Annotated in this window: 23 protein-coding genes; 13 read left to right on the top strand and 10 right to left on the bottom strand. The window is 36.5% G+C overall.

Annotation, left to right across the window (positions count from 1 at the left end; genetic code table 11):
- Window positions 1-26: 26 nt before the first annotated feature.
- Together argS and FFO06_RS00110 are read right to left on the bottom strand one after the other, a co-directional pair.
- Window positions 27-1784, bottom strand: coding sequence for an arginine--tRNA ligase (gene argS, locus FFO06_RS00115; protein ID WP_137906222.1), 1758 nt, complete (start codon window positions 1782-1784; stop codon window positions 27-29).
- 261 nt (window positions 1785-2045) lie between these two features.
- Window positions 2046-3497: an MFS transporter gene (locus tag FFO06_RS00110; RefSeq protein WP_137906221.1), complete on the bottom strand. Its 1452-nt coding sequence runs from the start codon at window positions 3495-3497 to the stop codon at window positions 2046-2048.
- A gap of 56 nt (window positions 3498-3553) precedes the next feature.
- On the opposite strand from FFO06_RS00110, the gene FFO06_RS00105 reads away from it, so the two are divergent.
- Complete coding sequence (locus FFO06_RS00105; RefSeq protein ID WP_137906220.1) at window positions 3554-4075, top strand: phosphoribosyltransferase; 522 nt, start codon at window positions 3554-3556, stop codon at window positions 4073-4075.
- 74 nt (window positions 4076-4149) lie between these two features.
- Here FFO06_RS00105 and FFO06_RS00100 read toward each other — a convergent pair whose 3' ends face one another.
- Window positions 4150-5067, bottom strand: coding sequence for an AEC family transporter (locus FFO06_RS00100; RefSeq protein WP_137906219.1), 918 nt, complete (start codon window positions 5065-5067; stop codon window positions 4150-4152).
- Between the two features lie 90 nt (window positions 5068-5157).
- Here FFO06_RS00100 and FFO06_RS00095 point away from each other — a divergent pair, with 90 nt between their 5' ends.
- From FFO06_RS00095 to FFO06_RS00085, 3 genes are all read left to right on the top strand, one after another.
- Complete coding sequence (locus FFO06_RS00095; RefSeq protein WP_137906218.1) at window positions 5158-5955, top strand: M15 family metallopeptidase; 798 nt, start codon at window positions 5158-5160, stop codon at window positions 5953-5955.
- Between the two features lie 309 nt (window positions 5956-6264).
- Entirely contained in the window at window positions 6265-6495 is a 231-nt protein-coding gene (locus FFO06_RS00090; protein WP_028084193.1) for a hypothetical protein, read from the top strand.
- Window positions 6488-6823: a putative toxin-antitoxin system toxin component, PIN family gene (locus FFO06_RS00085; RefSeq protein WP_236097036.1), complete on the top strand. Its 336-nt coding sequence runs from the start codon at window positions 6488-6490 to the stop codon at window positions 6821-6823. Before FFO06_RS00090 ends, FFO06_RS00085 begins: the two co-directional genes overlap by 8 nt.
- A gap of 247 nt (window positions 6824-7070) precedes the next feature.
- Here FFO06_RS00085 and FFO06_RS00080 read toward each other — a convergent pair whose 3' ends face one another.
- Window positions 7071-8147, bottom strand: coding sequence for a PIN/TRAM domain-containing protein (locus FFO06_RS00080; RefSeq protein WP_137906217.1), 1077 nt, complete (start codon window positions 8145-8147; stop codon window positions 7071-7073).
- 259 nt (window positions 8148-8406) lie between these two features.
- On the opposite strand from FFO06_RS00080, the gene hemW reads away from it, so the two are divergent.
- Window positions 8407-9591, top strand: a complete 1185-nt coding sequence (gene hemW / locus FFO06_RS00075) for a radical SAM family heme chaperone HemW (protein ID WP_137906216.1) — start codon at window positions 8407-8409, stop codon at window positions 9589-9591.
- Between the two features lie 288 nt (window positions 9592-9879).
- Here the strand turns inward: hemW and FFO06_RS00070 are convergent, their stop codons facing one another.
- Together FFO06_RS00070 and rph are read right to left on the bottom strand one after the other, a co-directional pair.
- Complete coding sequence (locus FFO06_RS00070; RefSeq protein ID WP_137906215.1) at window positions 9880-10653, bottom strand: MlaE family lipid ABC transporter permease subunit; 774 nt, start codon at window positions 10651-10653, stop codon at window positions 9880-9882.
- 69 nt (window positions 10654-10722) lie between these two features.
- On the bottom strand, window positions 10723-11466 hold the full coding sequence (rph, locus tag FFO06_RS00065; RefSeq protein ID WP_137906214.1) for a ribonuclease PH: 744 nt from the start codon (window positions 11464-11466) through the stop codon (window positions 10723-10725).
- 285 nt (window positions 11467-11751) lie between these two features.
- On the opposite strand from rph, the gene FFO06_RS00060 reads away from it, so the two are divergent.
- The 6 genes from FFO06_RS00060 to FFO06_RS00035 all read left to right on the top strand — a co-directional run bounded on the left by FFO06_RS00060 (window position 11752) and on the right by FFO06_RS00035 (window position 17234).
- Window positions 11752-12288: a P-loop NTPase family protein gene (locus FFO06_RS00060; protein WP_137906213.1), complete on the top strand. Its 537-nt coding sequence runs from the start codon at window positions 11752-11754 to the stop codon at window positions 12286-12288.
- Between the two features lie 83 nt (window positions 12289-12371).
- Window positions 12372-12941 (top strand): dCTP deaminase, encoded by a 570-nt coding sequence (gene dcd, locus FFO06_RS00055; RefSeq protein ID WP_199290888.1) that lies wholly within the window; start codon window positions 12372-12374, stop codon window positions 12939-12941.
- Window positions 12942-12992: 51 nt separating this feature from the next.
- Window positions 12993-14057: a potassium channel family protein gene (locus FFO06_RS00050; RefSeq protein WP_137906211.1), complete on the top strand. Its 1065-nt coding sequence runs from the start codon at window positions 12993-12995 to the stop codon at window positions 14055-14057.
- 138 nt (window positions 14058-14195) lie between these two features.
- A complete protein-coding gene (locus FFO06_RS00045; protein WP_137906210.1) occupies window positions 14196-15287 on the top strand; it encodes a leucine-rich repeat domain-containing protein in 1092 nt (363 codons plus the stop codon).
- A gap of 226 nt (window positions 15288-15513) precedes the next feature.
- Window positions 15514-16404 carry a leucine-rich repeat domain-containing protein gene (locus tag FFO06_RS00040; RefSeq protein WP_137906209.1) on the top strand — a complete coding sequence of 297 codons (891 nt, stop codon included), beginning with the start codon at window positions 15514-15516 and terminating at the stop codon, window positions 16402-16404.
- Between the two features lie 131 nt (window positions 16405-16535).
- The gene (locus tag FFO06_RS00035; protein ID WP_137906208.1) at window positions 16536-17234 is read left to right on the top strand and encodes a leucine-rich repeat domain-containing protein; all 699 of its coding nucleotides are present in this window, start codon (window positions 16536-16538) and stop codon (window positions 17232-17234) included.
- Between the two features lie 99 nt (window positions 17235-17333).
- Here the strand turns inward: FFO06_RS00035 and FFO06_RS00030 are convergent, their stop codons facing one another.
- Window positions 17334-18017: a response regulator transcription factor gene (locus tag FFO06_RS00030; RefSeq protein ID WP_137906207.1), complete on the bottom strand. Its 684-nt coding sequence runs from the start codon at window positions 18015-18017 to the stop codon at window positions 17334-17336.
- Between the two features lie 435 nt (window positions 18018-18452).
- On the opposite strand from FFO06_RS00030, the gene smpB reads away from it, so the two are divergent.
- Window positions 18453-18923, top strand: a complete 471-nt coding sequence (gene smpB, locus FFO06_RS00025) for an SsrA-binding protein SmpB (RefSeq protein WP_137906206.1) — start codon at window positions 18453-18455, stop codon at window positions 18921-18923.
- A 150-nt stretch (window positions 18924-19073) separates the two neighbouring features.
- Here smpB and FFO06_RS00020 read toward each other — a convergent pair whose 3' ends face one another.
- The gene (locus FFO06_RS00020) at window positions 19074-20498 is read right to left on the bottom strand and encodes an IctB family putative bicarbonate transporter (RefSeq protein WP_137906205.1); all 1425 of its coding nucleotides are present in this window, start codon (window positions 20496-20498) and stop codon (window positions 19074-19076) included.
- An 86-nt stretch (window positions 20499-20584) separates the two neighbouring features.
- On the bottom strand, window positions 20585-22651 hold the full coding sequence (locus tag FFO06_RS00015; protein WP_137906204.1) for a serine/threonine-protein kinase: 2067 nt from the start codon (window positions 22649-22651) through the stop codon (window positions 20585-20587).
- A 355-nt stretch (window positions 22652-23006) separates the two neighbouring features.
- Here FFO06_RS00015 and FFO06_RS00010 point away from each other — a divergent pair, with 355 nt between their 5' ends.
- Window positions 23007-23465 carry a DUF6636 domain-containing protein gene (locus FFO06_RS00010; RefSeq protein WP_137906203.1) on the top strand — a complete coding sequence of 153 codons (459 nt, stop codon included), beginning with the start codon at window positions 23007-23009 and terminating at the stop codon, window positions 23463-23465.
- 205 nt (window positions 23466-23670) lie between these two features.
- Here the strand turns inward: FFO06_RS00010 and FFO06_RS00005 are convergent.
- Window positions 23671-25103 (bottom strand): type IIL restriction-modification enzyme MmeI (locus tag FFO06_RS00005; protein WP_137906202.1); only part of this gene is annotated, 1433 nt, incomplete at its 5' end.

Genomic DNA, 25103 nt, shown 5'->3' with positions numbered 1-25103 from the left:
GCTAAACCCCTACCCAATGCTTGTATTTACATCCTTTCTAAAACCTTAATTCCTAACAAAGATAATCCCAACTTCAGCGTTTTTGCAGTTAAATCACATAACATTAACCGCGAAGTTCTAGCAGGTTCTTCTGATTTGAGAACAGGACAATTTTCATAGAATTTGTTAAACTTATCGCTGAGTTGATACAAATAATCACACAACCGATTTGGTAATAAATCCTGTTCTACTTCCTGAATCACTTCATCAAGTTGCAAGAGATGTTTAGCTAAAGTTGATTCTGCATCTTCTTTTAGTAATATTTGGCGATTTATTCCCAAGTTGGTAAAGTCAATATTACCTTGACGACTAATACCTTGAATCCTCACATAAGCATAGAGAAGATAAGGGGCTGTATTGCCTTTAAGAGATAACATTTTGTCATAACTAAAGACATAACTGCTGGTGCGATTTTGACTTAAATCAGCATATTTAACCGCACTAATTCCCACTACTTCGGCGACATTTTGCATAAACTCTTCCGTTTCTGTGCGTCCATCTTCTTGTAATCTCTTTTCTATGTCTGCACGAGCGCGGTTAATAGCTTCATCTAATAAATCTCGTAACCGCACAGTATCCCCGGAACGAGTTTTAAATTTTTTGCCATCTTCACCTAATACTAACCCAAAAGGAACATGAACTAATTCTACATCATCAGGAATCCAATTTGCTTTTTTTGCTACTTGGAAAAATTGGGCAAAGTGGTTAGATTGTCCTTCGTCTGTCACATAAATTATCCGCTTGGCTTTATCTTCTTGAATGCGATAACCTAAAGCTGCTAAATCTGTAGTTGCGTAGTTATAACCACCGTCTGATTTTTGGACAATTAAGGGTAAAGGATTACCTTCTCTGTTAGTAAAACCATCCAAGAAAACACATTTTGCCCCTTGACTTGATTCTAATAATCCCGTTGTTGCTAAATTTTCTACAACTTTTGATAATAAAGGATTATAAAAAGATTCACCTCTTTCTATTAATTGGATATTCAGTAAATCATAAATGATTTTAAATTCCTGTCGAGATTGTTCACATAACAATTTCCACGCATGAAGCGTATCTTCTGCACCTGCTTGTAATCTCACAACTTCTTGACGGGAACTTTCTTGAAAAACCGCATCTTCATCAAATCGTTGTTTAGCTTTGCGGTAAAAATTAACTAAATCCCCAATATTTAAAGCATTTGCGGTAGTGAGTGCTTCTGGATAAACTTCCCGCAAATAGGTAATTAACATCCCAAATTGCGTACCCCAATCACCAACATGATTTAATCTTAAAACATCATGACCACAAAATTCTAAAATCCGGGCAATGGAATCACCAATAATCGTAGAACGTAAATGTCCAACGTGCATTTCTTTAGCGATATTCGGACTAGAAAAATCCACAATTTGCTTTTGGGGATTTGTCGCTTTAGGTATTCCCAATCTAGAATCTAATTGAATAGCGTTAAGTTGTGCTTCTAAGTAAGATGTTTGTAATTTAAGATTAATAAAACCGGGTCCAGCGATTTCTGGAGGTTCACAAATATCAGATATATCTAATTTACTGACAATTTCCCCAGCGATAATTCGGGGTGGCTTTCCTAACTTTTTACTCAAGGATAAAGCTACATTAGCTTGATAATCACCAAATTTAGGATTACTGGCAGAAACCAAAATTGGATCTGTATTGGTGTAATCTGTACCAAAAGCAGCTACTAAAGCCTGTGTTAATTTGAGTTTTAGTTGTTCTTGTGTAGGGTTCATTATATCAATTGTATCTGCGTCGAAAGTGTTGTCATGCTTGATTATTTTAACTTAAAAATATAATCACTTAAAGATAATTCTGGATATTAAAACAATTATCTCAATAATTATACCATTTCTTTGTGAGCCTGGGCTGAATTTTTGATCTTTTATTTTTTTCTTCTTTTTTCTTTCTTCGCGTCCTTCGCTCCTTCGTGGTTCGTTTCTTATCTAAGTTGGTACATCTTGATAAGATAATTGGTATTATAACTGCCTAATGCTTTATATTCTTTCCTGTTTTTCTTGTAGTTTTAGCATTATTTCTGCGTGCATTTCGCGGGTAATGGGATAAAAGTACATTAACACTAAACCTGCTATTAAACAAACAGTTGGTATTGGTCCAACAGCGATACGAATAGCTAAAAGTGCTGATTCTGGTTGTACAGGTAAGGAACTTTGTCCAATAACAGCCTCTTTAAAACCATAAGCTTGTAAAGTATTACCGACTAAAAATAGCCCCAAAGCTAAACCAAATTTTTGCAGTAAAACCATGAAACCATAGAAAATTCCTTCTCGTCTTTGTCCGGTTTGTAATTCATCTAATTCAATAATATCAGGTATCATTGACCAGGGAATTAGATAAGCTGTAGAAACTCCCACACCTGCCATTATAGCCATTATATACATTAAACCAATTTGATCAGGCTGTAAGAAAAATAATCCACCAGCAGCAATAATCCAAGAACTCATGCCTAGAAAATAAACCAGTTTTTTACCAATTTTTTGACTTAAATAACTCCAAATAAATAACATAAATAAAGCCGTTCCTTGAACTGCAATCATGACCGTGGGGACATCTCCCTCTTTAAGTTTCATACAGTTAACGACAAAATAGGGAATAATACTGGCTGTGATTTGCACACCTAACCAAGAAAAAAGATAGATAGCAATTACAAAGAGAAAGGGTTTATTAGTAAAGACGATTTTTAGCTGTTCAAAAAAGGAAATTTCTGCCTCTTTTGGTAATTGTATACGTTTAGCTTCAAAAGCCAAAATGCGATCGCGCACACCATAAACACACCAATACAAAGATAAAATAGAAATTACAGTACAAATTGCGGCTAAAACTAAATACTGTTGTTGGCGATCGCTAATTTGTGAAAAAACAATTTTGGCTAAAATTAATGATAAAATACTACCACCAATCGAAAACGTAAACCGAAAACTATTTAAGCTAGTCCGTTCATCATAATCTTGAGTTAATTCAGGAGTCATAGCTGTATAAGGCAAATTTACAACGGTATAAAATGCCTGAGATACAATCCCAATAGCTACATAATACCAAAATAAACACCAAACATTAATACTTTTATCCGCAGTAAATTGGGGGACAATCCATTGCAAGAAAAAGAAAACACCAAAAGGAATTGCCCCATATAAAAGCCAAGGTAGACGACGACCCCAGCGCCGGGATTGGGTTTTATCAGTTAGCATTCCCACCACGGGATCATTGATACCATCCCAAATTTTGCCAATCATCAAAATACTACCTGCCAAACCCGCCGGAATTCCTGCTACATTAGTAAAGAAAACCATCATGTAAAAGACAGCAATATTTGCAGTAATCGCAGGACCCAAATCTCCAGCCCCATAAGCTAGTTTAGTTTTTAAATCTAATTTTTTACTAATTAGCGATTGGTAAAAATCCTTGTTGTCAGAATTATCTTTAACCATAAATTACACCCATATTAGTTGACAATTGATAATTATTAGCACACTTTTTTAGTCCTATGTCAGACCTTTACATTTCTTGGCCAGATTACCACCACAAAATTGAACAATTAGCCGTTAAAATTTATCAATCAGGCTGGGAATTTAACCAAATTGTCTGTTTAGCTAGGGGGGGACTGCGTGTAGGAGATATTCTTTCCCGTATCTACAATCAACCTTTGGCAATTTTATCTACCTCATCTTACAGCGACATGGGTAAACAAGAGAGAAATAATTTACTTATTTCCCGTCAATTAACCATGACTAGTGAAAATTTAGGTTCGCGGATTCTGCTTGTAGATGATTTAGTAGATTCTGGTGTCACTATTCAAAAAACAGTTACGTGGTTATACTCTTATGGACAATCCCCCATTGTAGAATTTCGCACCGCTGTAATTTGGTATAAAGCTTGTTCTGTTGTTGTACCTGATTACTATACTGATTATTTGCCCGATAATCCTTGGATTCATCAACCTTTTGAACATTACGAATATATTAGTCCTGGGGAGTTGGCAAAAAAGCATAATTTAGTAGTCACATAATCTAAATATTATCCAGGATTTCTGTAGGGACGAGAATCGCTACCCATGGAACGTCTCTACTTTTCCGCTTTTAATTAAAACAGCCATAACCAAAGAGGAAGAGTAAATAACAAGACTATCATCCCCATTGCTAAAGCGGTGACAGCCAAATCACGATCTAAATCAAAAGTTTCTGCTATTACCAGTGTAGCTAAGGCTGGTGGCATGGCCATTTGCAAAACTATCACCTGCGCTGCTTTACCAGTGACACCAAAAAGGGAGAGGGTACTACCTAAAATCAGGGGAACTAGTACCATTTTAATGAAGATGCTACTCCCCGCTTGTGGTAATTTAGTCCAGGATTTTAATTGTGAAAATCTCATACCAATTAACATTAAGGATAAAGCTACTGTACTCCAACCCAATTTTTCTAACAAAAATACTACTGACTCAGGAAGCGCGACTTGACGCAACAGTAAGCCAAATCCAAAACTCCACAGCGCGGGGTTAATAAAAATTACCTTTGCTACTTGGATGCGATTTTGGATATTGTTGCCGAATTTAGCAGCTAAAACCACACCTAAACCATAAGCGCCAAAGAGTGAGCCTAACATATCATAAAATAAAGCCCAGGCAAAATATTCTTTACCTACCATTGCTAAAGTTATGGGAAAACCCAGATAACCTGTATTACCTACCATGGCTGCTAAAATCAGACTACCTTGAGTTGCTCTTGGGGGGACTGAGGTGGTGAAGTTGGCTTGTACTTTGATTCCTAGCCAGGCTAACAATGCCCCTATAAAAATGGCTAAGTGCGCTATTATTGGTGCAATCCAAATTTGTCCTGATAAGTCTGTTTGCAGTAAAAAACCAATAATACCAATAGGTACTCCCACCCAATAGAGAAATTGACCTATGTAAATGGAAGCATTACCGGGTAATTTACGTCCCAGTATAAATCCTATCAGGATTAATCCCACTAATCGGAGATATAGTTCTAAAATATCTATCAAAATTACACCTAAAATAATTAAGAATTAAAAATTCAAAAAACTCTGGCCTTTGACCTTCTTTAACCATTAAACACAAATAGGAGCAAAAACTTGAATAAAGCTGGGTTTCCCAAAAAACCACACAATTCCTCTCCTCACTCTGATGATGATATTCCCATAGCCATTCGTGATAATTCTGATGCTATAAGTAGTATAAAATTAAAAACACAAGTTGTAATCATCAGTGGATTTGCCGGATTTTTGCTGCTGGCTGTCTCTAGTGGTTTTTTGTTTTCCCTGACAACACCTAAGCAAACTGCTAATTCCGTGCCGGAAACGATTAAACCTATATCAGTAGCTAATAATACTCCTGCTAAGGATGATACAGTCTTGGGACATTTCCCATATTCAGAAGCACCAGAGTCAGAATTAGCCCCAATTACGGCTGACAATAGGATCAGAATGCGAAAATCTGCTGCTGTCAAATTTCAAGCTATGGTACAAGCAGCGAGGAGTGCAGGAGTAATTTTAGTGCCAATTTCTGGCTTTCGTTCCGTAGAAGAGCAAAAGCAGTTATTTTTTGATATTGGCGCACAACGTAACCAAACTCCAGCAGAAAGAGCGTCTCTAAGCGCACCTCCTAATCATAGTGAACATCATACAGGCTATGCTGTAGATATTGGCGATGGTGCAGTACCAGCCACTAATTTACAAGCTAATTTTGAAAATACTAAAGCTTATCAGTGGTTACAAGCCAATGCTGCCAGATTTAGTTTTGAAATTTCCTTTCCTAAAGATAATCTTCAAGGTGTCAGTTATGAACCTTGGCATTGGCGTTTTGTGGGTGATAGTGATAGTTTAGAAACATTTTATAAAGCCAAAAATATTAAACCTATAAAAACACCATAAATGGAGATTTACTATAGTTAGGACTTGCTGAATAAACATAAAACCGGGAGACATCAATTATTTGCTTTTGCCTAATTATTTAGTCATTTTTCTTGCCTTTTCCCACTTTTTCAGTAAGCCCTAAATAATACAGCACTTCCCGGTGTTATGAGGTACATATTTAGCGGGCAAGATGCCCGCACCACAAGAGTTTCATGATTCAACTTTGTACCTCATCAGAGCGGAAAAGGCTGTATTTATTTGCAGGGCGATCGCAGCAATCGCCCTGCTTCGATATAATAGTATAAATACTATCAACAAGTCTTGACTATGCAGATTAGTGAAGAAATTACAATCAAAGTGAGTCCTAACGTTGCTCAAGCCTATCAAAAAGCAACAGAACGGAAAAAGCAATCTTTGGCGGCGCTTGTTAGTTTATTTTTACGAGAGGATCTGAATGAAGAAGTTGATTTTCTTGGTAAATTGATGGATGAAATTAGTGATAGAGCAGTTTCCAGAGGCTTGACACCGGAAATTTTGGAGACAATTCTGAATGAATAATCTCCCTAAATATGTCTTAGATACCAATATTATTGTTAGTGCTTTATTATTTAAAAAGAGTCAACCCCGTCAGGCTTTAGATAAAGCTCGGCATGAGGGAAATATTTTGATGTCTGAGGCGATTTGGCAAGAAATAATAGACGTTTTGAGCAGACCAAAGTTTGAAAAGTATGTTACTCTAATTGAGAGAGAATTTTTTCTAGATTGGTTGGCGGAATCATTAAATTTGATCGAAATTAGGGATACTATTGTTGCTTGTCGAGATGCTAAGGATGATAAATTTTTAGAGTTAGCTGTTAATGGCAATGCAGAATTAATCGTGAGTTGAGATGAAGATTTGTTAATTTTGAATCCTTTTCAAGAAATTGCTATTGTGACAGTTAGACAATTTTTAGAGATGGAATAATCTGGGTTGATATTGGGTTTCGTTTATTCAAGCAACCGAAAAGCGATCGCTTGAGTAAATATGATGTAGGATGGGTCAGAATCAAGAATCTCTTTATTTACATGATTTATGCAGTCTGACGCACCCTACTATATTTATGGTTGTCTGGAGGCGATCGCTACTTTATGCCTTACGCTAATGCAGAGGCTTGGGGTTTGGCAAAAATCATCCTCCCGGCGGAAGTTTGTAAGGCGCTGGTGACTACTACCCGTAATTCACCACCCACATAAGGGCTACCTTCTTCCACTACTACCATTGTACCATCATCTAAATAACCAATTCCTTGACTTGGTTCTTTACCTTCTTTGAGAATTTTCAAATCAAGATTATCACCAGGTAAATAAGTTGGCCTGACGGCATTTACTAAATCATTAACATTCAAAACCGGGACTTTTTGCACACTAGCAACCTTTGATAAGTTATAATCATTAGTGAGTAATGTCCCATTAATTTCCTGAGCAAAACGGACTAATTTAGCATCAACGTTGGGAGTGTCCTCATAATCCACAGGGTTAATTAAAATACGTTCCGGGTAAGTTTCTCGAATGCGGTTGAGAATTTCTAGCCCTCTTCTGCCCCTGACCCGTTTTTGGTCTTTGGTAGCATCAGCTACTTGCTGTAATTCCTGTAAAACAAATTGGGGAACAAGAATTAACCCTTCTAAAAATCCGGTTTCTAGTAGTGTTTCAATGCGGCCATCTATAATGCAGCTAGTATCTAAAACTTTGGTATTAGCAGGTTTAAGAGTTCCTTCTACTACCATACTTTCCACAGTATTGGGGTTAATTAACCTTAACAACCCCCGTCCATGGGTATCGGCCAAGTTCATGCCTGTAACAGAGAGGATAATACTGCCAACAACAGCTACAAGGGGTTTAATAAAGCTAAAATCTGGAGGAATGGGTAGTAAAAATAGAGGTGCTAACATCAAGTTAGCTAATAGTAGCCCAATTATTAAGCCAATAGACCGGGTTAAAATCGCTTCCAGAGGCATTTCCCGGACTTGTGATTCTAAACGACGGTATGTAGTTTGGAAACTTAGCCCTACAGCACCGCCAATAATGGCAGCAAAGACGGCTATAACTAAGCGTAAGGCCTCTACATTCGTGACTCCATTAAGAGTACCTGGGGAGAGTAGATCAGTGCTGAAATAACCTATCCCCGACGCTGCTAAGATAAATGAGAGAATAATAAAGACATCCAGCATGGTGGTGTTGTGTTCCTACAACGGTATTTATTTGATAAAGTAAAGTATGCTTGCTTCTATCCTGTTGGGTAAATTCAGAAATATGAGATCATATTATCTGATCAGACTGAGGAAATATGCCAACATTATAACTAAAGAGTTTTAACTGCATATTATTTTTATTTTTAGGCAAAAAGGCCAAAATTTTGGCAACAAACTCCTCATTTTCATGATTTTTAATATTCAAATCACATTCACCTCACAATTTTTATTTAAAAGAATGAGTCAACAAAATACTGGTTGGGAGATTCCTCGTTCTGCTTATGTACATATTCCCTTTTGTCGACGACGATGTTATTATTGTGATTTTCCCGTATTCGTGGTAGGCGATCGCTCGCGGGGTGAAAATTCTGGGACAATTAACGAATATGTTGAATTTTTATGTCAAGAAATCAGAACTGCGCCGATTTATGGTCAACCCTTAGAAACAATTTTTTTTGGCGGTGGTACTCCTTCGCTGTTATCAACACAACAATTACAATGTATATTAACAACCTTAGAAAAGCGGTTTGGGATCACATCTAGGGTAGAGATATCTATGGAAATTGATCCAGGGACTTTTGATTTAGCACATATCGCTGGTTATTGCAGCTTAGGAGTAAATCGCGTAAGTTTGGGTGTACAAGCTTTCCAAGCAGAATTGTTGAAAACCGCAGGGCGATCGCATACACTGGTAGATATTATTACAGCTATAGAGTTAATCCATAAAGTCGAGATTCCCGAATTTAGCTTAGACTTAATTTCCGGCTTACCGCACCAGAGTTTAGAAACATGGCAAGATTCCTTAACTCAAGCTATAGCAGCAGCACCAACCCATATTTCCGTCTATGATCTTACCATTGAACCGGGAACAGTCTTCAACCGTTATTATCGGCCGGGAGATCATCCCCTACCCACAGATGAAACCACAGTTAAAATGTATCATCTAGGGCATAAAATGTTAACACAGGCCGGTTACGAACATTACGAAATTTCCAATTATGCCCAACCAGGACACCAATGTAGACATAATCGAGTCTACTGGGAAAATCGTCCCTATTATGGTTTTGGCATGGGTGCAGCCAGCTATACTCAAGGTAAACGCTTTACCCGTCCCCGCAAAACCCAGGAATATTACCAATGGTTAAAAGCCGGTGCTGTCATCGATTCTCCAGTCACTTCTGCAAATGATATATTATTAGAAACTTTAATGCTAGGACTACGGTTAGCGGAAGGAGTTAATTTAAATTCCCTAGCCGCAAAATTTGGTAATCATCAAGTTGAGAAAATTCAAAGCTGTTTACAACCGTACTTTGATAGAGGTTGGGTGAGAATTGTTAAAGAAAGGTTACGCTTTAGCGATGCCGATGGTTTTATATTTTCTAACGTCATGTTGGCAGAATTGTTTGAAAAATTGGGAGAATAAGTCGAAGAGTACAAGTAGGTGAACGGGAAAAACCCGACACAAGTAACGAAAAGTAAAGTTGCCCAAAACCTGTAACCTGTTCCCTGTTCCCTGTCACCTGTCACCTGTCACCTGTTCCCTGTCACCTGTTCCCTGTTCCCTGTTCCCTGTTCCCTGTTCCCTGTTCCCTGTTCCCTGTCACCTGTCACCTGTCACCTGTTCCCTGTCACCTGTTCCCTGTTCCCTGTTCCCTGTTCCCTGTCACCTGTCACCTGTCACCTGTTCCCTGTCACCTGTCACCTGTTCCCTTTAAAATACAGGCTGCTCAAACAATAGTAACGCTAATATAAAATCCATAATAAAAATTGCCACCCAAGTAGTGACAACAGCAGTAGTTGCTGACTCTCCCACTTCCTTTGCTCCCCCTTGAGTTGTCAGTCCCCAACTACAGCCATTAACAGCAACTATAGCCCCAAAAATCAACCCTTTAAGTAAAATAATAAAAATATCTGATGGGACTAAAAACTCTCTCACTGATTCTAAAAATGTTTCGGGAACAACTTGATAAAACTGCATGGCCGCAAAAGTACCGCCCATAATACCTACAATTAAGGAAAAAATCATCATTATAGGCATCATTAAACAGCAAGCAATAACTCTGGGTAAAACTAAATAATCAATAGGGTCTGTTCTGAGTATATATAAAGCGTCAATTTGTTCTGTCACCCGCATTGCTCCCAATTCCGCCGCAAAAGCTGAACCAACTTGTCCAGCGATAATACTAGCAGTTAAAATTGGTGCTAATTCCCGACAAAATGCTAAAGCAAATGCACCGCCAACAGTATTTACAGCCCCAAATCTCACTAATTCCCTAGCAGTTTGAATAGTGAAAATCATCCCCGCAAAACCACTGACTAATAAAACTGGGTAAATTGCACCCGGTCCTGCTGTTACTGTATGTTCTAATATCTTGCGATAATAGGTTTTTCCGCGCAGAAAATGTAGTAAAATTTGACCTAACAACAGAAATGCTGACAAACACCGAATTAGCCAAGATTGCTCTAAATTTCTTTTTGGTTGCAAGTTTACGGCCACTAATTGAAACTAATTGAATTTTTGGACTTGGGAATTATGACAATTTAATTTTCTATTTTAATTTTCTATGAATAAGGTATTCCAATCACTAATTGCATTTCTTTGAGCAGTTAATAATTGCTGAATTCCTTGTTCGGAAAAATCTAAAATTTGATTCAATTGTTGACGACTAAAACTTCCCGCTTCCGCTGTTCCCTGAACTTCAATAATTTGCATTTTATGATTCATAACTACATTAAAATCCACCTCCGCGGACACATCCTCAATATAGTTCAGATCCAAATATGGTTCACCTTGTAATAAGCCTACAGAAACTGCTGCTATTTGTCTACATAAAGGCGATCGCTCTAACACCCCTTGCTGCAATAATTGAGATATAGCATGAGCCAAAGCCACAAAACCCCCTGTAATTGCCATTGTCCTCGTTCCTGCGTCGGCTTGTAATACGTCTGTATCCACCATTAGCGTCCGTTCTCCTAAAATCTCGAAATCTAAAGCAGCCCTTAAACTTCTGCCAATTAAACGTTGAATTTCCTGGGTTCTCCCTGATAATTTCATTAATTCCCGTTCCTGGCGTTTTTGGGTAGCTGATGGCAACATTCTATACTCTGCCGTCAACCAACCTTGACCAGTTCCCGCCAAAAATTTAGGTACTCCTTCAGCTACACTCACGGTACAAAGAACTTGAGTATCACCACATTTAGCCAAAACCGAACCAGGGGCAAAGCGGGTGAAATTAGGATAAAAACTATGGGGACGGAGTTCGCTGGGTTTTCTCCCGTCAGGACGTTGCCAATCCATTACAATTGCCTTTTGAATTTTTGCTTACTGCCTTATAATATTAACCGCATCAAGTCAGAATATTTTGCTATGGGAATCCTAAATACTGCTGTATGATGATTATGTCTTTTGATTTGTAAATTATTAAATTGAATTTAGTGAATAAAAGCATGAATCTTTTTCACGCAAAGGCGCAAAGACGTAAAGAGTAAAAATTTGAGCAATGAAATTTTTGATTTTTATACCTCAATTTAGTAACACCATTTTAGTAACACCATTTTATAGCCAGGTTTTCAACTTTGTCCTATGGTTGCCCAATTAGAAATTCCCGCTTCAAATTCAACTCTGAGCTTACCATATTCCGTAGCAGGATTAGTGCAAGTTTTCACCAGTTCTCAACGTAGCTTTTTTACAAGTGTCATGGCACAAGTGCTGAGAATTGCTGGACAAGGTACACCAGTATTAATAGTTCAGTTTCTTAAAGGTGGTATCCGTCAAGGACATGAACGACCCATTAAAATGGGACAAAACTTAGATTGGATTCGCTGTGATTTGCCTCGTTATATTGATAATTCCGATTTGGACGAAGGGGAAAAGCTTTCCCTAGAAAAACTTTGGCAATATACTCAACAGGTAGTTAATCAAGGCAAGTATTCTTTACTAGTATTAGATGAGTTGAGTCTAGCGATTAATTTCGGTTTAATTCCCGAAAGTGAGGTTTTAGATTTTCTTGCTCACCGTCCTCCTCATCTTGATATTATCCTGACAGGTTCTCAAATGCCAAAGTCTCTTTTAGAGATAGCAGATCGAATTACAGAAATTCGTCGCTCTCATCAACCTTAACTATTAAGATATTAAGATACTCTCATAAATTACTTTCAATTTTCTCTCAACCCGTGATTAAAAACGACATCTGGATTACCGAAATGGCTCAAAAAGGCATGATTTCGCCTTTTGAGTTTAGTTTAATTCGTAAATTGCAACCTGATCCATCTCAGATTCCCCAACCTGTAATTAGTTACGGACTTTCTTCTTATGGCTATGATATCCGTCTTTCTGCATCTGAATTTCGGATTTTTCGACACATTCCTGGTACTGTCATTGATCCTAAAAATTTTAATCCCCAAAATCTAGAGTCCACTCAGTTACATAGGGATGAAAGTGGTAGCTATTTTATCTTACCTGCTCATTCCTATGGTTTAGGCGTAGCCTTAGAAAAGCTCCAAGTTCCAGGGAATATTACAGTAATTTGTATTGGTAAATCTACTTATGCTAGATGTGGTATAATAGCTAATTTAACACCTGCCGAAGCGGCATGGAGGGGTCATCTTACCTTAGAATTTTCTAATTCTTCCAGCGCTGACTGTCGTATTTATGCTAATGAAGGTGTAGTACAATTGCTATTTTTAGAAGGTGAACCCTGTGCTGTTAATTATGAAACTCGTCAGGGTAAATATCAAGATCAGTTAGAGGTTGTGACAATAGCTAAGGTTTAAATTTAATTTAAAAAATAAACCATCAAAATAAACCATCATTATTTTTAATTTGTGTATTCTACCCTAGAGCAAAAATATCAACGTATTCAAAAAGAGTTAATGGCCGGGGCGCTGGCTTTGGCTTGTATTTTTTTAATTGGTACTTTATGGTATTGTTTGATTGAAGGCTGGTCATGGGAAGATGCAGCTTACATGACTGTGATTACCTTAGCTACCGTCGGTTATGGAGAAACTCACCCCTTGGGTAGTCGCGGTCGTTTGTTTACCATAGCCTTGATTTTCATGGGTGTGGTCAATCTTGGTTATATTGTCAATAGGTTTACAGCCGCAGTCATTGAAGGTTATTTTTTAGAAGGAATTAGACTGCGACAACAAAGGCGTTTAATGGAATCATTATCAGGTCATTATATCATCTGTGGATTTAGCCGCACCGGGCGACAGATTGCTAAGGAGTTTCAAGCTGAAGGTGTTTCTTTTGTGGTCATTGACTCAGAAATTGAATCTGCACAAAAAGCCCAGGAACTTGGTTATATTGTTTATCAGGGTGATGCCACATTAGATGATAGTTTACTCAAGGCTGGTATTCTTAAAGCAGTTTGCATTGTGGCCGCTTTACCTTCAGATGCGGAAAATTTATATACTGTCTTATCAGCAAAAACCCTGAATCCTGGTATTCGGGCGATCGCTCGTGCTAGTACAGAAGAATCATTACAAAAACTACAGCGTGGCGGTGCAGATGCCGTAATTTCACCGTATATTACCGGCGGTAAACGTATGGCCGCAGCAGCCCTCAGACCGCAGATTCTCGACTTTGTAGATGGGATTCTCTCAGGTGCAGACCGGGAATTATATATGGAAGAATTTTTACTAGATATAGCTCGGTGTCCCTTTATTGGTCAAACTCTACAAAAAGCTAAATTGCGATCGCAATCCGGGGCTTTAGTTTTAGCAATTCGCCGCCTTGATGGTAAACTCATTGGTGGACCGACTGGAGACACGGTGTTAATGTCGGGAGATACTTTGATTTGTATGGGTACTGCTGAACAATTACGGGGTTTAAATCAACTTTTGGGTCCTATCAATTCCCAACCATTACGAAGACCAAAAAATAACTAAAATCAAACCCAATACTCGTTTTTATTAGCAGAATATAGATTATATCAACCACGAAGACGCAAAGAGCGCGAAGGAAAAGGGAAAAAATAAGTTGATCGTTAATAGTATAATTACTGTACAGCTTAACTTATAAAAATTATGAAACTAGCTTTCGTCGCGGCTACTATTTTTACATTCACTTTAGGACTTTACACTGAAGTCTTGGCTGTAACTGTAAAAACACCTGCTAAAAAACCTGTAACAACTACTAAAACACCTGCTAAAAAACCTGTAACAACGACTAAAACACCTGCTAAAAAGCCTGTAACAACTGTAGAAATACCCGTTATAACTGAACAAGCACCTGTAAAAATATTTATTACACCTATAAAAACACCTGAGAAAACACCTGAGAAAAAACCTGTGACCAATGTAAAAACACCAAATAATTTTTTACAATGGTGTGACCCAAAAGCCAAGTTACCGCAAGAGACGAGATACACAGTTGAAGTATTATTAAAAATCGCTGGGACAAAAAACTGTACTCAAGCCAATCAAAGACTGATTAAATTGACTACTCTTGACCTATGGAGAAGTCAAATTAGTGATATCAAACCCTTATCAAGCTTGACTAATTTAACTGCTTTGAATTTATGGGAAAATCAAATTAGTGATATCAAACCTTTAGCGAACTTGACTAATTTAACTTCTCTTGACTTAGGAGGAAATCAAATTAGTGATATCCAACCCTTATCAAGCTTGACTAAGTTAACTACTCTGAATTTGTGGGAAAATCAAATTAGGGATATCCAACCCTTATCAAACTTGAATAATTTAACTTTTATCTCCTTGTGGAAAAATCAAATTAGGGATATCCAACCCTTATCAAACTTGAATAATTTAACTTTTATCTCCTTGTGGAAAAATCAAATCAGCGATATCAAACCCTTGTCAAACTTGACTAATTTAACTTCTCTCGACTTGAAAGAAAATCAAGTTAGTGATATTGAAAGTTTGTCAAACTTAACTAAATTAACTGCTGTTTATCTGGGAGGAAATCAAATCAGTGATATTCAATCCTTGTCAAAGCTGACTAAATTAACTGCTGTTTATTTAGAGAAAAATCAAATCCAAAATATTCAATCTTTATCTACTTTGGAAAATTTACGGACTCTTAAAGTTCAGAATAACCCGCTTATTTCTAAACAATGTCCTATGCAACCAGAATCTAATTGTCGTTTTAGTTTTTAGCAAATCACTAACAGGATGTTTGCAAAACATGATTAATGTATCAAATATTTTTAACCCCTCCCTAACCCTCCCCTTATTAAGGGGAGGGAACCGGATTTTCTTGTTTCCCCCCTTGATAAAGAAACCGGATTTTCTTGTTTCCCCCCTTGATAAGGGGGGACTAAGGGGGGTAACACAGGACACCACCTTTAAAACATCCTCTAAAGAGTTATAAATCACTAAAATTATGAAACTAAGACTAGTAGCGACCACCATTTTTACCTTGACATTAGGATTTTATACCCCAAAAGTCACCGCAGCACCCACAAAAACACCCAAAACCTTTACAGAATGGTGTCAACAAAAAGCCAATTTACCTCAAGAGACGAGACACACTGTAGAGGTATTATTAAAAGTTGCAGAAACGCAAAATTGTAGTCAAGCTAATCAAACCCTGACTAAATTGACTGAACTTGACCTTTCACAAAATCAAATCAGCAATATCAAACCCTTGTCTAACCTCACTAAATTAACTTATCTTGGCCTTTCAGCAAATCAAATCAGGGATATCAAACCCTTGTCTAATCTGACTAACTTAACTACTCTTTACCTTTCACAAAATCAAATCAGCAATATCAAACCCTTGTTTAACCTGACTAAATTAACTTCTCTTTATCTGAATAAAAATCAAATTAGCAATATCAAACCCTTGTCTAACCTGACTAACTTGACTTCTCTTTACCTTGATAAAAATCAAATCAGCAATATCAAACCCTTGTCTAACCCGACTAAATTAACTTCTCTTGGCCTTTCAGCAAATCAAATCAGGGATATCAAACCCTTGTCTAATCTGACTAACTTAAATTCTCTTGACCTTCCGTTAAATCAAATCAGCAATACCGCAGCTTTATCTAATCTGACTGACTTGACTTATATTGGTCTTTCAGCAAATCAAATCAGGGATATTAAACCCTTGTCTAATCTGACTAATTTAACTGAACTTAAAATTTCGGTAAATAAAATCAGCGATATCAAACCTTTATCTAATCTGACTAAATTGACCGAACTTGACCTTTCAGAAAATCCACTTATTTCTAAACAGTGTCCCCTGAAACCAGAGTCTATTTGTAAGTTTTAGTTTTCAGCAAATCACTAAAGAGTGACAAAATCATCTGCGTTTATTTGCGTTCATCTGCGTTTAGTCCTGAGTATATTCATCTTAGTAACGACAACATGATAAAATTACTGTAACTTCTTATCACTAAAATCATGAAACTAAGTCTAGTAGTAGTAGCGACCACCATTTTTACTTTGACATTAGGATTTTATACCTTAAAAGTGATTACTGAAACCACAAAAACACCCAAGACTTTTACAGAATGGTGTGAACAAAAAGCCAGTTTACCTCAAGAGACGAGACACACTGTAGAAGTATTATTAAAAGTTGCTGAAACCCAAAATTGTAGTCAAGCTAATCAAACGCTAATTAATTTTACTAAACTTGAGCTTCCGTTAAATAAAATCAGCGATACCGCACCTTTGTCTGCTCTGACTAATTTGAATGCTCTTTACCTTTCGGAAAATAAAATCAGCGATATCAAACCTTTGTCTAATCTCACTAATTTGAATGCTCTTTACCTTGCGGAAAATAAAATCAGCGATATCAAACCTTTGTCTAATCTCACTAATTTGAATGCTCTTTACCTTGCGGAAAATAAAATCAGCAATATCAAACCCTTGTCTAATCTCACTAATTTGACTATCCTTGACCTTCCGGTAAATCAAATCAGCGATATCAAACCTTTGTCTAATCTGACTAAATTAACTACACTTTCCCTTTCACAAAATCAAATCAACGATATCAAACCTTTGTCTAATCTGACTAAATTAACTGAAGTTGACCTTGCGAAAAATCCACTTATCTCTAAACAATGTCCCCTGCAACCATCGTCTATTTGTAAGTTTTAATCAGATTATATTTTGGTGCGTTATTGACTTAACGTACCCAGCAAATACTTAACCTCACTGAATATTACCAGACTAAAAATGTAGACTTGAGCAAAAATCCTATTCTACTAAATCATGTTTGATCGCAAACCTAACCAACTCAGCACGATTACTGGTTTCTGTTTTTCTTAATAAACTACTCACATATTTCTCCACCGTACGCGGACTTAAATGTAAATGATTACCAATTTCCACATTAGAAAAACCATGGGTTAAAAGGTCTAAAACCTCCTTTTCCCTCACGGTTAACGGTGTCAATACTTGAGATATCTGAACTTGAGTAGATACAGAAATATGACCGTTCTCTGCCTTTGTATAAGTTAAATTACGGTTATTATCTTGGTAAATAAAACGACATTCCGATTGGATAATTTGCGATCGCTCTAATAAATTACGTATAGCAGCGGCTAATTCTTCCAATTCAAAAGGCTTAGGCAAGTATAAATCACAACCAGATTGATACCCTAAAATTCGTTCTTGGATTTTAGTTCGCGCTGTTAATAAAATTACAGGTAATAAGCGAAACTCTGATAATTGACGAATACGACGCACCAATTCATAACCATTCATTCGTGGCATCATAATATCTGTCACTAGCAAATCAGGATGATGCTTTTCTAGCATAGACAAAGCGTCTATACCATTATCAGTAGTAATAACACGATACCCAGACAAATCAAGGTAGTCACTAATGGATAAACGTGTACCTATGTCGTCATCTGCAATTAGAATAGTCAAGGGCATGGACAGTACACCCCTATAATTTTTTTTACTGAGTAATGTGCCACAATGAGAAATATCAATAGACACTGGCAAGAATCGTCATCTCATCCTCCATACTATGACAAAAATACCTGTTAATGTCCCCTTAGTCAAGAATTTATAAAGAAAATCTTAAATTTTTAGAAATGCTTGACAAAACTTTACGTAATTGAGAAGAGAGTCAGGAATCAGGTTTAATTTACCCGCCACTGTGTGAACTACAATGAACAAAAGGACGTTGCTGATAGCCTTAAGAAACCAAGAAAATATGGCTATACCATGGAAGGTATCAAAATCTCAAACTTGGCGGCTTTGCTTCTTTGCGCATTGGCGCGAAATATACATGATGCAACCCAAATAAAAAAGTTAGTCTAAAAAATTTTTAGGCTTATTTATGAAAACTTAAGAAGATTGTCAATGAGTGATAAAAAGAGTGAAGGTTACAAAACAATTTGTGATAATCGTCAAGCGCGGTTTCGGTATGAAATCCTAGAAACCTATGAAGCGGGAATTGAATTGACGGGAACTGAGGTAAAATCAATTCGTGGAGGTAAGGCCAATCTCCAAGATGGTTATGCTTTAATTCGTGATGGTGAAGCATGGTTAATTAATGTACATATTTCTCCTTATGCTTCCAGCGGTGCATATTTTAATCACGAACCAAGACGAACACGCAAGTTACTACTCCATAAACAAGAACTACGTAAGCTAATTGGTAAGGTAGAACAGGAGGGTTTAACTCTAGTCCCGTTGAAAATGTATCTCAAACGGGGTTGGGTAAAGGTAGTTATTGCCCTGGGTAGGGGTAAAAAGCTACACGATAAACGGGAAAGTATTAAACGTCGTGATGACCAACGGAGTATGCAAAGGGCAATGAAGAGGTTTTAAAGCACACTCCTCCCCAACTCTCCCTTAGTAAAAGGAGGGAGAACGACAGATTATAGGTGGGGTGTTTTTTTAGCGGGCAAGATGCCCGCACCACAGGCAAATTTTGGGTATTTTTTTAATCCAACAAAATCAAAAACTAATTAAGTATCTTTACTGTTTAGAAGGTGTTAAAGGTTGCCAAAAGCTGGCAACTAAGGCTACTGTAAACCACCAGAGGGTATTCACTTCAGGACGATAGAATACTGTATCAACTAGTCCATGAGATAGTATACCTACAATAACAGCGATCGCCCCAATTAACCAAAATACTTGAGTATCTTTACTTTGTCTTAATTGTCGTAGCTGGGAGAATCCTGTATTCAAAGTGACCAATATTAACCACAGAAAACAAGTAAAACCTAAAAAACCAGTTTCGACGATTGTTTCTAAAAATACAGAATAGGCACTCAAAGCCGTAAAACGAGGCCTTTGATAGAGAGGATAAACATGATTAAAAGAATTGTGACCCGGTCCAATACCAATAATCGGGCGATCGCGGATCATTTGAAATACGGAATCCCAGACATTTTTGCGAAAGTTATTACTGCTGTCTTCTCTACCCGCGAATATACTGATAACTCTTTCCCGAAAAGGTTCAACAAAGATCATGCCTATTGCTAATATACCAACCACACTCCCCAGGAATATTGGTAAAGACCAATTCCGCCATATTAACATCATCTGGGGTGGTATTTTTATACCCCATAAATTCTCAACCGTGGAGTCACCAAAAACAAAAATCAGTAATACCGTCACCGTCAATAATCCCACCAATAAAGCAATCCAGCCACCCCGACTAAAAGTAAGAATTAGAGTTACACTATTGACAATAAACATCGTTAGTGCTAAACTTTTTTTTATCCAACCTGGCCAAGCAAAAATGGCGACAAAGCTGAAAATTACAGCCGGTAAAAGATATCCTGCCAGTAAATTAGGATTACCCAAATAACTGTAAACTCTGGTAGTCTTGGCTAAAGGAGATTCTGGGTCAACCCAAGTGGCTAAAGCTTTCGCACCAAAAAACCATTGTCGTATTCCATAGACACTGACAATGAGGGATATGTGCAAATAAAGGGTAATCAACCATGAGCGAAATCTGGGGACTCTTAAAACTCTAGCACAGAGAGCAAATAACAACAAATAAAGGGTTAAGGTTTGTAAATCACCCAAAGCAGCCTTTTTTACTGGTGATAAAGCTGTGGCTACCGCAGCAATAGCCCAATATAACAATACTAGCAGATGAATGGGAGTGAAGGAAGCAGCATTGGCTGTAAATTCCTCAGATAAAGTTAACAGCAACCATAAACCCACACAAGCCAGTAGTAATAAACCGATTAAAGTGCTAGAAACGAAGGGTGCAAGAGTATAAATGAGGCTAAGTAAGCCCACTGCAATTATATCTCCCCACCGGATCAGAATACTACTTTGTCGCCAAGGAAGCAAGGATCCCACCAGCAACCGATATAGGTAACTGCTAGACAAATATTCTTTAAGTGGTAAGGAAGATAAAGTCAATCTTTCCCAGACTAAATTCATGAAGAAAAAATAGAGAATTGAATTAGATGGAGTTTTCTACCCCAACTCATTGTAGACTAATCAATTTGAAAAATTTTTGTCATTGTTTACGGAGAAACCTGCCAAAGTTTAATTAAGTTATCTTCACTACCACTAACTAAAAATTTACTGTCAGCACTAAAAGCTAAAGAAGTAATAGTATTACCATGTGCTGTCAGTGTTATTATTTCCTCTTCTGTCGCTACATTCCATATTTTAATTGTGTAATAGCTTTTCTCCCCTAAGGTACTCCTTCCAGCACTGGCTAAAATTTTACCATCGGGACTAAAAGCAATAGTGTTAATATTATTACCTTCTAATGTGATAGTCGAAATTGGTGTTAAAGTTTGTAAATTCCATAATTTCAGAGTGCGATCGCGGCTAGAACTGGCTAAAATTTTACCATCGGGACTAAAAGCCACAGCTATAACTGTTTGTGAACTAGTAGTTAAAGTCTGAATTGGTTGTTCTTGATGAATATTCCATAATTTTATAGTTTTATCAAAACTACCACTTGCCAAAGTCACACCATTGGGACTAATATCTACAGAACGTACCCAAGATTTATGAGCGATTAAAGTGCGAATTAACTTACCTGTGATTAAATCCCAAACCTTGATAGTTTGATCATCACTAGCACTAATTAAAGTTTTTCCATCAGCACTAATAGCTAAACTATGAATTGCATCAGTATGACCAGTTAAAGTGTGAATTAATTGATTTGTTTGTAAATTCCAAATTTTGATAGTTTGATCATCACTACCGCTAACTAATATCTTACCATTAGCAGAGATAGCTAATGCGTTAACATTTTGGGAATGTCCCTCCAGACTGGTAATTTCTTTACCGGTGATCACATCCCACAATTTCAGATTACCATAACATTTACTATCAGCATTTTGCTGACAATCACCACCGCTAATAATCATTTTATCATCTGGACTCATTACCACAGATAAAACCTTACTTTTATGTCCAGAAAAAGTATTTACCAAAGACAAATATTTTTCAGTTTTCTGGGATTGATTCAAATTAAAAGAAAAATCGGGTTTTAATTTACGAAATTCTCGATAACCAAACTCTCCCAAAGTGAAAAAAATAATTAACCCAAACATAAAAATCAAATTTCGCAATAAAAATTTTTTCGTGTAATTTATCCGAGAATAATTAGCAGGTAATTTATTAATTTTACTATTAATTTTACTATTAATTTTACTATTTGCTGCTGGGAGCATAAGAGTATGTTGTTTCATCAAATCTCTCATAACTTCATCCGCAGATTGATAGCGATTTTGTATTTCTTTTTGTAGTAGCTTATCCATAATTTCTACTAATTCTCTATTTAGGGGAAACCGTAAATATTTTTGCCAATTCTCTACCCAACTATAGCCATATTCCATCCATAATTGAAAAGGAGAAATCCCCGTTAGTAAATGAAAACAAGTAGCACCTAAACCAAACAAATCACTACCAGGATAAGCTTTTCCGTCTCTAATTTGTTCAATAGGAGAATAACCATGAGAACCAATAGAAGTACCATTTTTTCCCTGTACTCTTACCGTCAATTTTTTAGAAGAACCAAAATCAATTAGTGTTAATCTTCGATCAGATTGACGACGAATAATATTTTCTGGTTTAATATCACGATGAATTACCCCATGTTGATGCACAAATTTAATAACCGGTAATAAATCTAATAAAATAGACTGAATATCCCAATCTTTATAAACTTTTCGGGAATTTAATTCATCTAGTAGATTTTGACCATCAATAAACTGCTGAACTAAATATAAACAATTATTCTGTTGAAAATAGGCTATTAAAGTGGGAATTTGGGGGTGTTCTCCTAATTGTTGTAATCGCTTTGCTTCCTCTGAAAATAACTGAATTGCTTTTTTTTGTGACCAAGTACCTTGAAATTTTGGAGCTAATTGTTTAATGACACATAATTCGTTTAATTTATCAATATCTTCAGCAATATAAGTTCTTCCAAACCCCCCCTCATTAGAAAGTAACCGGGTAACACGAAACCGATTTCTCAAAAGTGTTACTAGAGGAGTTTGACAATTTTGACAAAATTGATAATTATCTGGATTTTGCGGATTTGAACAGTCAGGATTTAAACAGCAGATCATAATCTTTATAGCGCATCTGCATGATAAAATATATATAATATAAATCGAGATTCAATAGTAGCAATTAGTAATTTATTTAACTTGAAAATGTGGAAATTACCTTTCTCAAATACAGAAAAGCACAAAGGATGTATGATGGTCAATTTCCCCAATTCTATATCAACTCAAAGAAAAAAGAACGGCATTTTGCCATTTATTATCTTTATCAAGATACCCGACTTCTTTAAGAAATCGGGTATCTGAAATTCTCGACGTTCAATACTTGTGATATAGTATCTATATATTCTCAAGTCAGATTACCATAACCGGATATTTAACAATGTCTATTATTTTTGATAAATCATGTAAATAAATCATGTACAGACAAATTAAGAAATTAGTGGTGTTGCTTCTGACAGGTACAATGGTGACTTTATTACCACAGGTAAGTATAGCAGCACCAAAAGGTTTTCAGTCCCCTAGTGGTAATATTTTTTGTGAATTAATACCAGGAGTACCAGGGGAAATAAATATTTTACGCTGTGAAATCAGTAGTTCACTAAAACCCAAACCTCCTCAACCCTACCCCGGATATTGTCCACTTGAGTGGGGACAAGGTTTTTTATTACCTGAGAAGGGTAGACCAGAAATTTTGTGTATTATTGATACCATTGCTGACAAAAATAAACCTGTTTTGAACTATGGAAGTAATTGGAATTCAAGTGGTTTTAAGTGTGTATCTCAAAAAATCGGTTTAACTTGTACTAATAGTGATGGTATTGGCTTTTTTCTCAGTCGGGAAAAATGGTACGTATTTGGACTGTCTAGGCCTTAATTAAAAATCCCTTCCTCATATTTTATACAGCCTATTTTAGGTTTATGAAGTACACCCTTTACTTGGGCAAGTGGGCAAGGTAGAGTATTTTTGTACCTCACAAAGTTGAACTCTACTGTAAACTTGGTGCGTTACCTTGCGGATTTTATTTAATAGTTGATTTCATCATCTTTTAACGCTTTTAACGCACCCTACATACTTACTACTAATTTTGTATTTCTGGTCCAATAATTTTAATTCCCTGTTTTTCTTTTTCCGCTAACTCTAAATTTAATAGCAGCAGTCTTTCTAAAATATCATCTTCTGGGTTGAATTGATAAGCTGACATTACCAGTTTATCCAGTTGTTGATGTAGTTTATAAAGTTGACTGCTCGGTTCGGTGAAAAATTTATTATATAATGTAGTGATTCCCCATTGTTTGGTTTCCATTTGTTGACTACGATGTTCATTTAGTTCTTCTGTTTTAGTGCGAATTTGTTGGACTATTTTTATATCTGCTGTTTGTGGAAATGGGAAGGTTTCAAAACAGGTTGTATTAGTGTAACGAGTTCTATCTTCTAAAGTCGAACTTTGCGCTTTTACCCAAACACGATGTACGTTAGATGTGAGAATCCCAAGGATATAAAAATCATCAGCAGCAATAACCATATTAGCTTCACAAGGTACAATAGAAATATTCACAGGTGTAAAAATCATCCACTTAGCAATTTTTGGAATAGCAAAATAACAAGATAAAGAAGACATTGCTTGTCTCATAGCTGGTCTTTTTTCACCAAACTTCCACCAGTTAATTCTTCTTGCGTCTCTACGGTTTTTGTCTCTTTCTGGTTTCACTTTTTCTTTCACACGCTGAAAAGGTAATTGATATTCACTTGCTTCCTCTATTGATAAATTATTAAAATCAACTACCCAATCTAATTTTAAATAAGGATTAATTAAAGTTTTACCATCAATCATCGGTTTTAAAACATCTGCATTTTTAGAATCAATCTTTATCCATTCCCTAGCTTCTTCTTCAGAGATTATAAACCCCTTTCCACCAAGCGCACAAGACTCAAAAGAGAAATTTTTATTCGCTTCTAATTTCACAGCATTTGTAACCGATATCTCACTTTTTAAAGAAGAAGTAATAAACGGAACTTCAACACTATCTAAAAAGTTTTGTTTTTGTTCTTCCTTTGTCCAATTAACAATACTAACATGAACAGCAGCATCTCCAGACCAAATCTGATTAGAAATTGCGTCATGAATAATTCCACCATTACTAACAATATAATCTAAACTCGCTTTTCTCCCTGAAACCTGAGCAATAGAATTTGTCCCAACTAACCCTCCTCTTCCTTTATTACCTAATAAATCAGATGCTTTTCTAAACCAAAATACACAAAAATCCGGTTGTCCCTTTACCTCTGGGAAAGCCTGATATATCTTTTCTACATATTCATTTCCTAATTCTATTCTCAGCTTTTTACCACCTAAAAACGGTGGATTTCCAATAATAGCATCAGCCTTGACCCATTCACTAAACAAAGCATCTTGACAAACAATATTATGATCCAAAGTATCCAAAGGTAAAGCAGGTTCAGTCAAACATAAATCATCAATCGCAATTTTCCGCGCTATCATCAAAGTTACCC

The sequence above is a fragment of the Dolichospermum planctonicum genome (genome assembly GCF_005402965.1).
Taxonomy (GTDB): domain Bacteria; phylum Cyanobacteriota; class Cyanobacteriia; order Cyanobacteriales; family Nostocaceae; genus Dolichospermum; species Dolichospermum planctonicum.
Note: the sequence above shows the minus strand (reverse complement) of the source record. Positions and strands in the feature narration are given on the sequence as shown.